General features: G+C 56.5%; 6 protein-coding genes, 2 tRNA genes and 3 rRNA genes. All 11 read left to right on the top strand.

The genetic code is table 11. From position 1 onward, the window contains the following. Window positions 1-9 precede the first annotated feature (9 nt). The 11 genes from OVA24_RS20465 to OVA24_RS20415 all read left to right on the top strand — a co-directional run bounded on the left by OVA24_RS20465 (window position 10) and on the right by OVA24_RS20415 (window position 13,129). Window positions 10-1,617 (top strand): hypothetical protein, encoded by a 1,608-nt coding sequence (locus tag OVA24_RS20465; RefSeq protein ID WP_267672025.1) that lies wholly within the window; start codon window positions 10-12, stop codon window positions 1,615-1,617. A 105-nt stretch (window positions 1,618-1,722) separates the two neighbouring features. After that, window positions 1,723-2,889 carry a benzoate/H(+) symporter BenE family transporter gene (locus tag OVA24_RS20460; RefSeq protein WP_267672024.1) on the top strand — a complete coding sequence of 389 codons (1,167 nt, stop codon included), beginning with the start codon at window positions 1,723-1,725 and terminating at the stop codon, window positions 2,887-2,889. Window positions 2,890-3,715: 826 nt separating this feature from the next. Further along, window positions 3,716-5,255 (top strand): 16S ribosomal RNA (locus tag OVA24_RS20455). A gap of 228 nt (window positions 5,256-5,483) precedes the next feature. Continuing rightward, a tRNA-Ala gene (locus OVA24_RS20450) sits at window positions 5,484-5,559 on the top strand. 60 nt (window positions 5,560-5,619) lie between these two features. Beyond that, window positions 5,620-5,696, top strand: a tRNA-Ile gene (locus OVA24_RS20445). A 289-nt stretch (window positions 5,697-5,985) separates the two neighbouring features. Next, window positions 5,986-8,819 (top strand): 23S ribosomal RNA (locus OVA24_RS20440). A 191-nt stretch (window positions 8,820-9,010) separates the two neighbouring features. Next, window positions 9,011-9,126, top strand: a 5S ribosomal RNA gene (rrf, locus tag OVA24_RS20435). The 16S, 23S and 5S rRNA genes sit together here with 2 tRNA genes alongside, the layout of an rRNA operon. A gap of 138 nt (window positions 9,127-9,264) precedes the next feature. Then, window positions 9,265-9,531 carry a hypothetical protein gene (locus OVA24_RS20430; RefSeq protein ID WP_267672023.1) on the top strand — a complete coding sequence of 89 codons (267 nt, stop codon included), beginning with the start codon at window positions 9,265-9,267 and terminating at the stop codon, window positions 9,529-9,531. 208 nt (window positions 9,532-9,739) lie between these two features. Beyond that, entirely contained in the window at window positions 9,740-10,816 is a 1,077-nt protein-coding gene (locus OVA24_RS20425; RefSeq protein ID WP_267672022.1) for a glycoside hydrolase family protein, read from the top strand. A 72-nt stretch (window positions 10,817-10,888) separates the two neighbouring features. After that, window positions 10,889-11,350, top strand: a complete 462-nt coding sequence (locus OVA24_RS20420) for an iron-sulfur cluster assembly scaffold protein (protein ID WP_267672020.1) — start codon at window positions 10,889-10,891, stop codon at window positions 11,348-11,350. A 48-nt stretch (window positions 11,351-11,398) separates the two neighbouring features. Then, window positions 11,399-13,129, top strand: a complete 1,731-nt coding sequence (locus tag OVA24_RS20415; protein ID WP_267672019.1) for an ATP-binding cassette domain-containing protein — start codon at window positions 11,399-11,401, stop codon at window positions 13,127-13,129. The last annotated feature ends 14 nt before the right edge of the window (window positions 13,130-13,143 follow it).

Raw genomic sequence — 13,143 nt, 5'->3', positions numbered from 1 at the left:
ACGCTCCGTATGTCCGCCCCAGCGTCCCTCCCGCAACGCCTTCCCGTCGTGGTTTCCATCGGTTTCGCAGGTTCCAGGATGCTGCTGGAGGCGGATTCCGCCCTTTCCGGAGACGAGAGGGCTGCCTATGTCCGGGAGGTCGGTGAGCGGCTCCGCGCGTTGCTTGCGGAACTACCCGGGCGGCTGAAGTGGCAAGCCCATCATTTCGGGTGTGGTATATCCCAGGTGGCGATCGGGGCGGATCTGTTGTTCACGGAGGCATGCGCCGTGCTGGGCATATCCCAGAGGATCTTCCTACCCCAGGCCCGCGAGGAGTATCTGTCGGCGCGTGGAAGTGATGGCAGCCCTGACTTTCCGGATGATGGAAAGGCGGAGGCGCTGCGCCTGCTTGCCAGTCCGCATATCATCCACGAAAGGGTGGTGAGCCATTCCAAAGACCGGATTTGCCGGTTCGAGGACACGAACCTGGAGATCCTGAAAGCGAGTGACGTGATCGTCTGTCTGATCAGGGCCGGAGCGCAGGGCAAGCGGGGTGGAACGTCCGAGCTTCTGGACTATGGCAAGGCGCTCGGAAAGCCGGTGCTGGAGATCCAGGTCCATGAGGTGGATGGCAGACCGGAGATCATGGAGAAATGGCACGTGCCCGGCCACTGGGCGCCGCCCGAACTGCCGGAGGATCTGCAGGGGGCAACCATTGCCGGGGATATGTCCGCGCCATCACCGGGCGTGCCGGCTTCGTCCGCAAAGTATCTGGATGCGATCCAGACCATGGGGAGTGCGGCGGCGGACTGGCGTCAGAGTGTTTTCAAGCGGGCCGCATTCGTGGTGATCGGCGCCCATCTTCTCGCCACCTTGTTCGCGCTTCTGGCGTTGAAAATGTCAGGTGGAGAGGGCGGACACGGCATGGTCGATCTATTGCTGTCAGTGGAACTGCTGTTGCTGCTGGCGGGGTTCTCCGTTCATTTCGCTCTTCATCATTCACACATCGTGCGGGTATGGGCGGTCTGCAGGCTCTCTGCGGAGATCAGCCGGTCGGTCAGTTCCCTGCGTGGTCTGCACGTGCATCTGGAGCACCTGTTCAAGCTGCCCTTCCCCGCCACGCTGCGGCCCCTCCTGCGGACGGTGAATGTCCTGAATCTGGCATCCACGAAGGGAAGTCCGGAGCCATGGGAGGAGAAACGGCGGCACTACCTGGAATCCCGCATGGATGGGCCGGACGGCCAGATCGCCTACTACCGCCACAAATACAGGGACGCGGTGAACAAGCTCCGCTGGGCGTCCCGGATCTTCAACGCCGCGACGGTGACAGCCTTTCTCGCGACAGCGGGCAAGCTGTTGTTCCACCCGGGGGCGGTGCCCTCCGGGGTTCTGGGCATCTGCGCCGTGCTGCTGCCCGTCCTGGCGGTTGGCGCGCTGTCACTCGCCGCTTCATTCGATCTGGAGGCGAGATCCCACACCTATCAGGAGATGCTGGAGTATCTGCAGAAGATCCGGCCGCTGTTCGCCGCCGCGAAGTCGGAGCGGGCTTTCACCCATCTCATGCTGCAGACGGAAAGCCGTCTGCTCGGTGAAACGGCGAACTGGGCATCCCGCCGCTCCTTCACCGGGGTGACCTGACCCTTGCCTGGTCTGTGAAGGTGGAAACAATCGCCTGCTGAACCGTCCGGCGTCCTTCCCGTGGTTGCCACGCCGGAGGTATTCCCTACCATTCTGATGCCGGGAATGACCAAAGATCTATCCGTCTCGTCTCTCATTGCGGGCTTTGTCGCCGTGCTGATCGGCTTCACTGGCTCTGTTGCCCTCATTTTCGAGGCCACGCACCAGCTTTCCGCATCGCCGGAACAGACGGCATCATGGCTGTGGGCGTTGGGTATCGGCATTGGTGTCGGGAGTATCGGCCTGTCATTGGCGACCCGCCAACCGGTGATGATCGCGTGGTCCACCGCGGGGGCCGGCGTCATCGCCTCCGCAGCGGCGGAGGGCGGCATCACGATGCCGGAAGCGATCGGTGCGTTCATGGTGAGCGCCCTGTTGATCACCCTCAGCGGGGTGACAGGATGGTTTGAGAAAATCATGAACCGCCTGCCTGTCCCATTGGCGGCCGCGTTGCTGGCCGGAGTGCTGGCAAGGTTCGCGCTGGATGCCTTTGCGGCGGTGCCTTCCAACCCGTGGCTCGTGCTGGTGATGTTCGGCGCGTTCCTGGTCGGTCGCATCGGCTGGCCGCGCTTCAATGTGCCGGTGATGCTCCTCTCTGGCATCGTGGTGGCGATGTTCCAGGGTTTGTTCCACCTTGGTAGCGTGGAGTGGGGGATCACCACGCCGGTGTGGGTGACACCGCACTTCAGCATGAAAGCCGTCGTCGGAATCGCCATCCCGTTATTCGTCGTGACGATGGCTTCGCAGAACCTTCCCGGCGTCTCGATCTTCCTGGCTCATGGCTACAAGCCACCGGTTTCCCGCATCATCGGCTGGAGTGGCTTCACCAATCTGTTGGTCGCACCGTTCGGTGGATATGCCCTCAATCTGGCGGCCATCACCGCAGCGTTCTGCCTGGGTCCGGAAGCACACCCGGACCCGCGCAAACGCTACCCCGCGGCGATATTCGCGGGCTTGTTCTACGCGCTGATCGGCGTCTTCGGCGCAACGATCGTCGCCCTTTTCAACGCATTCCCGCGTGAGTTGATCCTTGCTGTCGCTGGCTTCGGGTTGCTCGGAACGATCACGAACGGACTTACCCTCGCGTTGAATGAGGAGCGGTATCGGGTGGCGTCGATCGTGACGTTTTTCGTCACGCTTTCGGGTGTGATGCTGCTGGGCATCAGCTCCGCCTTCTGGGGAATGATCGCAGGAGCCGTGGTGTTGCTCCTGAAACCGCACTCAGGCCGCTGAGGGTCGCCCTCCAAACGCTCGGTGGACCGCTGGAGGACCATCCTCCCCGTATGGCGTGGCTCCCGGCCATGAATGACCGGCAACGCAAGGCCTGACGGTCCTTGATCGGGTCGGAACGGGGCAAACCCGCATCGCAGAACGGCCTGAAAGCGTCAAAATGGACGCTTTCGGGGGAAATCGGGCGGTGAGAGGTGAATCACGAGTCGAAAATGGCCGAAATCGTCGTGAAACATTCGTACGATCTCGTAAAGTGCGCCAAAGCCTAGAGCCATATGGGGAAATCGGCCCTTGGCGGTGCTCGGATTTGTAGAAAACGCCTTGGATGCTTCCAAATCCGTCACAAATCGCGCTAAAAAATAATTTTATAGATTTATCTAATTGTGAGTCACTTATGAATATCTCACGAACAATTTCCAAAAAACTATTCAAAAAGACATTGACCCGCGGGGGTCGTGTCTGGTAGGGTCTCCCCGTCGCCACGACAGCGGGCGACGCGAGAGACTCTCAGTCGATCGGTGCGAGGTTTAACACCTCCCAACACTGATCGGCTTTTTAGTCCCCTCGAAACAAGCTCTTTGACAGTATGGCTCAGCAGGCCGCGTGCCAGTGGCGGGGATTCTCCTCGGGAAACCGAAGAAAAGAAACCGTTCTTCACTGGATAACAAGTGGGTCTGTTGGGAAGAGGAAAAAGATTGAATTGTGCGCCGCGCGGTCGGTTAAGCCCCGACGCGCGGGAGTAAGGTGAGATAGCCTTACAGGTCCGGACGAAAGTCCGAACGTCGCCATGATCTAAGTGGTTTTTTAAAAAACTAACAGTCATGGCATTTTTACGGAGAGTTTGATTCTGGCTCAGAACGAACGCTGGCGGCGTGTTTAAGACATGCAAGTCGCACGGAACCAAATTGGTAGTAATACTCGTTTGGTTCAGTGGCGCACGGGTGAGTAACACGTGAATTACATGCCCTTCAGTGGGGAATAGCCCAGGGAAACTTGGATTAATACCCCATGGTATCGCAAGATTAAAGGTGGCCGCAAGGCTGTCGCTGAAGGATTGGTTCGCGCCCTATCAGCTTGTTGGTGAGGTAACGGCTCACCAAGGCTACGACGGGTACCTGGTCTGAGAGGACGATCAGGCACACTGGAACTGAGACACGGTCCAGACACCTACGGGTGGCAGCAGTCGAGAATAATTCACAATGGACGAAAGTCTGATGGTGCAACGCCGCGTGGAGGATGACGGTCTTCGGATTGTAAACTCCTGTCATCCGGGAGTAAGACCTGGCTGTGAATAGCAGACAGGGTTGATAGTACCGGAAGAGGAAGGGACGGCTAACTTCGTGCCAGCAGCCGCGGTAATACGAAGGTCCCGAGCGTTGTTCGGAATCACTGGGCGTAAAGGGAGCGTAGGCGGCGTGGTAAGTCAGATGTGAAATCCCGGGGCTCAACCCCGGAACTGCATCCGATACTGCCGTGCTAGAGGATTGGAGAGGTAGCTGGAATTCTTGGTGTAGCAGTGAAATGCGTGGAGATCAAGAGGAACACTCGTGGCGAAAGCGAGCTACTGGACAATATCTGACGCTGAGGCTCGAAGGCCAGGGTAGCGAAAGGGATTAGATACCCCTGTAGTCCTGGCAGTAAACGGTGTGCGCTTGGTGTGAGGGGAATCGACCCCCCTTGTGCCGGAGCTAACGCGTTAAGCGCACCGCCTGGGAAGTACGGTCGCAAGACTAAAACTCAAAGAAATTGACGGGGACCCGCACAAGCGGTGGAGTATGTGGCTTAATTCGATGCAACGCGAAGAACCTTACCTAGGCTTGACATGCATCTCTAAGCACGTGAAAGCGTGTGACCCTTCGGGGGATTTGCACAGGTGCTGCATGGCCGTCGTCAGCTCGTGTCGTGAGATGTTGGGTTAAGTCCCGCAACGAGCGCAACCCTTGTGACTAGTTGCCAGCACGTTATGGTGGGAACTCTAGTCAGACTGCCCAGATCAACTGGGAGGAAGGTGGGGACGACGTCAGGTCAGTATGGCCCTTACGCCTAGGGCTGCACACGTACTACAATGCCCAGCACAATGAGAACCGAGACCGCGAGGTGGAGGAAATCTAAAAAACTGGGCCCAGTTCGGATTGGAGGCTGCAACTCGCCTCCATGAAGTTGGAATCGCTAGTAATGGCGCATCATCTACGGCGCCGTGAATACGTTCCCGGGTCTTGTACACACCGCCCGTCACATCATGGAAGCCGGTCGCACCCGAAGTGCCTGCGCCAACCGCAAGGGGGCAGGGTCCTAAGGTGTAGCTGGTAACTGGGATGAAGTCGTAACAAGGTAGCCGTAGGGGAACCTGCGGCTGGATCACCTCCTTTCTACGGAGAAATTCGCAAACCGTTCTCACGGTCCCTGCGAAAGGTCGAAGCCCCGCTAGCCATCGGCAACGATGGAAAGACGTTGGCTTAGGGTAACCAGCAATGGTTCCCAACTTGAACACTTAAATAGAATCCCGTCCGCGTCTTTAATCAGGTCACGCGGCGCTCAATTCAGTCTTTCTTCCTCTTTTGAAGTCAGAAGAAACAAATTTCCGACCTCCGGTAAAAGGGGGTTTAGCTCAGTTGGTAGAGCGTCTGCTTTGCAAGCAGAATGTCAACGGTTCGAATCCGTTAACCTCCACCATCTTTCACGGTTCGTCTCGAGCTCCGGTCAAACGGGGAACACGAGTCATGGAATCCAAAGGGGCCTGTAGCTCAGTTGGTTAGAGCACACGCTTGATAAGCGTGGGGTCACTGGTTCGAGTCCAGTCAGGCCCACCATCCACGGAACGGAAACAAGGATCTTCTGAACGAAGCGATACTGTCGGACGAAGTCCGCTCTTTGACATCCACATGGAGAAATGACATTTTTTAAGAGACTGCAAAGTTAAGATTGTTCAAAAAAGAGCCATTCTTACAACGGTCCTTGGAAATATTCTAATTCCCAAATATACATCAAATTTTTACGGCAAGTCAGTGGAAACACTGACCGTTAAATAGAAGATCAGAACAGAACTGCTTCGCGAGAAGCAAGCTGGAGACTTCATTAACAGCTGATTTCAAAATATGGAATCAAGCTTTAAAGGGCACACAGTGAATGCCTTGGTGCTAACAGGCGATGAAGGACGTGATAAGCTGCGATAAGCTTCGGGGAGCGGCAAATACGCTTTGATCCGGAGATTTCCGAATGGGGTAACCTGATGCTGGTAATTCGGCATCGTCTTTTCCTGAACAAAGATAGGGAAAAGCACGCGATACCCGGTGAAGTGAAACATCTCAGTAACCGGAGGAAAAGAAAGAGAATCGATTCCGTAAGTAGTGGCGAGCGAAAGCGGAAGAGCCCAAACCGGGGACTTGTCCCCGGGGTTGTAGGACCCCGCCGTGGGACCTCGACGAATAGGAGAAGTGCTTGGAAAAGCACGACACAGAGGGTGAGATCCCCGTATCCGAAATTCCGAGAGGCCCTAGGGTGTTCCTGAGTAATGCAGCACACGTGAAACGTTGCATGAATCTGCGGAGACCACTCCGTAAGGCTAAATACTAGTTAGCGACCGATAGTGAACCAGTACCGTGAGGGAAAGGTGAAAAGAACCGCTGCGAGCGGAGTGAAATAGAACCTGAAACCGTGTGCCTACAAGGTGTCAGAGCCCTTCGGGGTGATGGCGTGCCTTTTGCTTAATGAGTCTGCGAGTTAGTATGTGTGGCAAGCTTAAGTCCTTAGGGGACGCAGGCGAAGCGAAAGCGAGTCCGAACAGGGCGACATCAGTTGCACGTGCTAGACCCGAAGCGGAGGTGATCTACCCTTGGCCAGGTTGAAGCGTCGGTGATACGACGTGAAGGACCGAACCGGTGAATGTTGAAAAATTCTCGGATGAGCTGAGGGTAGGAGTGAAAGGCTAATCAAACCCCGTGATAGCTGGTTCTCCTCGAAATGCATTGAGGTGCAGCGTCGTGTGTTTATGAATGGGGGTAGAGCACTGAAAGGGCTAGGGGGCATACCCGTCTACCAACCCCTATCAAACTCCGAATACCATTCAATATAACACGGCAGTGAGACGGCGGGGGATAAGCTTCGTCGTCAAAAGGGAAACAACCCTGATCAGCAGCTAAGGTGCCTAAATTGCGCTAAGTGGAAAGGATGTGGGATTTCTTAGACAGTGAGGATGTTGGCTTAGAAGCAGCCACCATTTAAAAAGTGCGTAATAGCTTACTCATCGAGAGATCCCGCGCCGAAAATGATTGGCGATAAGCGCAATACCGAAGCTCTGGGTGGCAGGTCCTGGGACCTGTCGCGGTAGAGGAGCATTCCCAACACGTTGAAGCGCGATGGCGACTGACCGTGGAGAGTTGGGAAGTGAGGATGCAGACATGAGTAACGATAAGACGGGTGAAATCCCCGTCCGCCGTAAACCCAAGGTTTCCCGGGCTACGTTTTTCGTCCCGGGGTTAGTCGGGACCTAAGCCGAGGCAGATATGCGTAGGCGATGGACAGCTGGTTAATATTCCAGCACTTCCGCCCCTTAAACCGGAGGGACGCATCGATGGAGATGAACAAGTGATTGAATTCTTAGGTGAGGCCACGGCCGATCCGCATCATCAAAGTCGGTGCCAAGAAAAGCTCCGGTGTATGCTAAGGAACCCGTACCGCAAACCGACACAGGTGGGTGGGTAGAATATACCAAGGCGTAAGAGTGAACCCTGGTTAAGGAACTCGGCAAATTGGCCCCGTAACTTCGGGATAAGGGGTGCCTAGTTTACTAGGCCGCAGTGAAACGGCCCAACCGACTGTTTAGCAAAAACACAGCATTCTGCCAAGACGCAAGTCCAAGTATAGGATGTGACACGTGACCAATGCGGAAAGATTAAGATGAGATGTTAGCAGCAATGCGAAGCTTCGAGTCCAAGTCCCCGTGAATGTCGGCCGTAACTATAACGGTCCTAAGGTAGCGAAATTCCTTGTCGGGTAAGTTCCGACCTGCACGAATCGTGTAACGAGTTGGGCGCTGTCTCAACCAGGTGCTCAGTGAAATTGTAATGGCGGTGAAGATGCCGCCTACCCGCAGAAGGACGGAAAGACCCTATAGACCTTAACTGTAAGCTGTCATTGGTTTTTCGACATTCATGCTCAGCATAAGTGGGAGACGTTGATGTGGTCCTTTAGGGGGCCATGGAGTCGCCAGTGAGATACCACCCTTGGGTGTTGGAAGATCTAACCTTGAACCCGTGGATCCGGGCAGGGAACAGTGTCAGCCGGTCAGTTTTACTGGGGCGGTATCCTCCCAAAGAGTAACGGAGGAGCGCGAAGGTGGGTTCAGCACGGTTGGTAACCGTGTGTCGAGTGCATAGGCATAAACCCGCCTAACTGTGAGACCCACAAGTCGAGCAGATACGAAAGTAGGCCTAAGTGATCCGGCGGTAGAATGTGGAATTGCCGTCGCTCAACGGATAAAAGGTACCTTAGGGATAACAGGCTGATTTCATCCAAGAGTTCATATCGACGATGAAGTTTGGCACCTCGATGTCGGCTCGTCGCATCCTGGGGCTGGAGAAGGTCCCAAGGGTCCGGCTGTTCGCCGGTTAAAGCGGCACGCGAGCTGGGTTCAGAACGTCGCGAGACAGTTCGGTCCTCTATCCTCTGTGGGCGCAGGAAAACTGCGGGGTTCGGTTCCTAGTACGAGAGGACCGGAATCGACGCACCTCTGGTGCACCGGTTGTTCTGTCAAGAGCATGGCCGGGTAGCTAAGTGCGGAAGAGATAAGCGCTGAAAGCATCTAAGCGCCAAGCTCCTCCCAAGATGAGTTTTCCCCGAAGGATCGTCGGAGACTACGACGTTGATAGGCTGGAAGTGGAAGTGTGGCAACATATGCAGCTTACCAGTACTAATCATCCGTTCGGCTTGATTCCTATTTTTTGGAATTGGAAGTTACAAGTGACCGTGAATGGCCTGAAACAATCGAGGCCGCAGTTGAATGAAGAATGCACTCTCCGTGTGGATGTCAGCGAGCGGGCTGGCTCCAGAAAGCTTGCAGTTGTCACCCCGAGCTCATGCTCATCAGAGACCCAGTTTTGAAGTCAAAGAGACATCAGGATTGCCCTCTGGTGACCAGAGCGTGGTGGAACCACCCGGTCCCATTCCGAACCCGGAAGTGAAACGCCACAGCGCCGATGGTAGTGGGACGACAGGTCCTGTGAGAGTAGGTCGTCGCCAGGTATATGCCCCGTCCATTCGAGAGAATGGACGGGGCTTTTTTTTGAACGGGACAACCAGGCGACACAGGGTTGCGGCAAACGATGCCAGGTGCCTTCATGGACCAGCGCGAAACCAATCCCGACTCCCGGAGAGATCGAAATGAAATCCACAGCAGAGTTTGAAGCGATCGCCGATCGATTCTCCGGAACCGGGGCCAAGTTGATTACATTTCCTCCCGGCGACATGATGCTGGATCTGGTGATCGACGGGGTGGATTATCGCGCGGAGTTTTTCCCGACGGATCGGATCTACGGTCTGTCCAAAACGGATGGATCTTCGCCGCTTTGGGAGGGTGCTGAAGAATCTTTCGATTCGGCGGATGCACTCGTCAGGAGGATTGATGAGCTGTTGCGTGGCAGCAAATGAGGCTCTCGTTGGTGGTTCAGTCCCCGACTGGCCCGTACCAGGCTACAATGTAGGATCATCCTGTGAAAATGTTGGTCCCCCAAGACACGGTCGGGTTGTCCGCCGTCGTCGCACTGCCACGACGATTTCTGCAAGAACCGCCACCTGTCTGGCCTTATTGATACCTCGGGCCGGAGCGATGGGCGCCTTGTCCCGACCGTAAAAAGCCATGAACACCTTCCTCCGCACGTTCGCCTTCATTTGGATCACTTCTTTCGGGGCGGAAGGGAAACCGGAGATCATCCGCGGAACCTATGCCCATCCCAAGGCATTCTGGGACACCGGGGCCAAGCTGGATGAATACGGTGTCAACGCGGTATTCATCCATGGCAAGGGAATCGACGAAGCGACTTTCAAGCGGGCGAAAGCGGAAGGATGCAAGGTATTCGCCGAGTTTCCCACCCTCAACGGAAAGTACGGAGACTATGTTAAGAATCATCCGGATGCCCATCCCATCGATGATTCGGGAAGTCCAGCGCCCGCAGCCACGTGGTTCATGGGAGTATGCCCGACACACAAAGGATTCCGCGAGTTCAGGATGAAGGAGCTGCGTGAGCTTCTGGGAAAGTATGAACTGGATGGGATCTGGATGGACTACACGCATTGGCACGGGCAGTTCGAGGATCCGTATCCCGTCCTCATCAAGACCTGCTTCAACGATTCATGTCTCTCCGAATTTGAAAAATGGGCGGGAGTTGAGGTGGGCGGGGAAACTCCGCAGGAGAAAGCCAAATGGATTTTCTCCAACGCAGCGCGGAAATGGGAGGACTGGCGGGTGCACGTGATCGTGGACTGGGCGAAGGAGATCCGTGCGATCACCAAAGAGATCCGCCCGGATGCGTTGGTCGGCATCTTCCACACCGCCTGGAAGGATGAGGATTTGAGCGGTGTGCGGCGGCGGTGCCTGGGACTCGACTTCGACGCGCTGGCCGCGCACGTGGACGTCTTTTCCCCGATGATTTACCATGGCCGGTCCGGAAAGCCACCGGAGTATGTGGAGGAATTTGTCACCTATCTTGGGGGAAAGCCTTGGATGAAGGACAAGCCCGGATCGTATCCCCAGATGTGGCCGATCGTTCAGGCCCATGATGATCCGCGGGTATCTCCGGAAGAATTCGGAAAGGTTCTCCAGTATGGACTCGGTGGCAGAAGCACCGGCGTGATGATGTTCACCATCGCGAGTGTTGCGAAAGATCCGGGAAAAATGGAGGTCATGAAGAAGATCTACAAAGGATCCGGCGGGTGAGCGGTGCGAGCGTGCCCACACCTTTCCATGAGGACCCTTGCGGAGCGTGGGGAATCCGTTCAAGTTGATGTCATGAGCGAATTTGAATCAAAGGTCCGCGACGCGCTGGCAAACCCGCAGAATCAGGGAGAGATCTCGGATGCGGATGCGGTCGGCACCGTGGGTTCCCCTGAGTGTGGCGACATGATGCGGATGTGGCTGAAGTTCACGGAAAAGGACGGAAAGCGTGTGATCGACCGCGCATCGTTCCAAGCATTCGGCTGCCAAACAGCAATTGCCGTGGCATCGATGGCGACCCAGCTTCTGAAGGGAAAAACGGCGGAGGAGGCGCGGAGTCTTTCTGCGGCGGAGCTTTCCGGCGACCTCGGGGCGCTCCCTCCCATGAAGATCCACTGCGGTCAGTTGGTGGAAGGAGCGCTGAAGAACGCACTCGACGCCACACCCGCGGCGCCCGTGGAAGCGGCTTCCAATACGCTTTCCGGATCCTTGCAGCGTCCCTCGTCCGGAAAGATCAGGATCGTGCCATTGGATTGATCTCCGGAAACCACGGATCCAACCCTTCCCGCAAACCCAAAATAGCCCGTGCTGGAACTCCAGGAAGTTTGTTTCAAGATCCGGAAAGACGGGGCGGACACCAACCTCGTCGATCAGGTTTCCGTCCGGGTGCCGGAAAGACATTTCATGGCGATCGTCGGTCCATCCGGTTGTGGGAAGACCACGTTGCTGAAAACGATTGCCGGCTTGAATCCGGAGTCTGCCGGGGCGTTGTTGTGGAACGGGCGGAATCTCTCCACGGATGAGGATTTCTCCCCATCCGAGGTGGGGTATGTACCGCAATTTTCGGTCGCATATGATCCACTGACGGTTGACGAATCCATCGAAACCGCCGCCCGGCTGCGTGTCCGTTGCGGATCGGCGGAGGAACTGGACCATCGTATTGACAAGGTGTTGGGGGAAACCGGCCTCTCTTCCATCAATGACCGGCAGGTGCGGGTGCTGTCCGGTGGGCAGAAGCGCAGATTGGGGCTGGCGATGGAATTGGTCTCGGACCCGCAGTTGCTGCTTTGTGATGAGGTGACCTCCGGTCTGGATCCGCGATCGGAGCGGGAGATCGTCCAGTTGCTGCACGAACTCTCCCGGAAGAATGGCAGAATTGTACTTTCCGTGACCCATTCGCTGGCCCATCTGGAACTTTATGATTCCGTGCTGGTTCTCCACGAAGGAAGGGTAGCCTACCACGGTCCTCCAGACCGGCTGAACCACTATTTCTCCGTCAAGGATACGGAGGAAATCTACCCGAGGCTCGCCACCCAATCCTCGGAAAGCTGGCAAAAATCATGGCAGAAACACGGCGCCACTTACGACAAAATGTTGGCAGGCAACCGCCTGTTGGCTGAGGGGAAACTGAGGCCGAGGAAAAATTCCCCTCCGGAGGAGGCCGCGGCCGCACCGGCAGCAGTTCCAGGATTGCTCAGCCAGTTCTCCACCCTCCTTTCCCGGAGATGGAAGATCTTTTTCCGGGACAAGGCGCAGGTGTTCCTGCAACTGGCGATCCTCATCTGTTTCCCGTTGTTGGTCACCCTTTTCAGTGACAAGGCGTCCGGAAACATCCGGAAGTTTTCCGAAAGCCGTCAGAACGACATCGCCGCCGAGATCCAGGAGCAGCAGAGCGTGCGCGCGGACCAGGCCAAGGTCGGATCCGCCATTTCAGGCATCATCATGTTCCAGGTGGTGCTGCTGTCGCTCATGGGATCAAACAACTCCGCGCGGGAAATCGCGGGGGAGAGGCCGATCTATGAAAAGGAGAAATTCGCGGGACTGAGGCCAGCGGCTTACCTAGGATCGAAGGTCGCTTTTCTGGCCTGCCTGGTGGTCGCGCAGTCCGCGTGGATGGCGTTCTTCGTGAACTTCTTCGGTCCGTTCCGCGGGGATTTCATCCAGCACGCCGGATTCCTGCTGGCGGTGAATGCGGCCATGACGGCGGTCTGTCTGGCGATTTCATCGTGGATGCGGACGGCGGAGCAGGCATCGCTGCTGTCGATCTATCTGGTGGGATTCCAGCTCCCGCTTTCGGGCGCGGTGCTTGCGCTGCCGGAGCATATCGAGTCGTTCACTCGCCCGTTCATTTCCGCTTATTGGGCGTGGTCCGGCTCGGTGGAGGCGCTCCAGACGCAGGTTCACCAAGCCGTGAAATCAGTCATCGATACGGCGCTTTCACCTCAGGTTGCCTGTCTCCAGGCGTTGGCCGCACATATTCTCATCGCGCTCGTCGCCGCCTGGATGGGAGCCCGGCGGTCGCAGTGGGATTCGTGAAAACTTCCTCCTCG

Origin of the sequence: Luteolibacter sp. SL250, from assembly GCF_026625605.1 — a bacterium.
Taxonomy (GTDB): Bacteria; Verrucomicrobiota; Verrucomicrobiia; order Verrucomicrobiales; family Akkermansiaceae; genus Luteolibacter.
This window is presented reverse-complemented; position numbering and strand designations above follow the sequence as displayed.

Excerpts from the sequence above, each read along its gene's own strand:
- OVA24_RS20465 (WP_267672025.1), top strand. The coding sequence starts at position 10 with ATGTCCGCCCCAGCGTCCCTCCCGCAACGCCTTCCCGTCGTGGTTTCC.
- OVA24_RS20460 (WP_267672024.1), top strand. The coding sequence starts at position 1,723 with ATGACCAAAGATCTATCCGTCTCGTCTCTCATTGCGGGCTTTGTCGCC.
- OVA24_RS20430 (WP_267672023.1), top strand. The coding sequence starts at position 9,265 with ATGAAATCCACAGCAGAGTTTGAAGCGATCGCCGATCGATTCTCCGGA.
- OVA24_RS20425 (WP_267672022.1), top strand. The coding sequence starts at position 9,740 with ATGAACACCTTCCTCCGCACGTTCGCCTTCATTTGGATCACTTCTTTC.
- OVA24_RS20420 (WP_267672020.1), top strand. The coding sequence starts at position 10,889 with ATGAGCGAATTTGAATCAAAGGTCCGCGACGCGCTGGCAAACCCGCAG.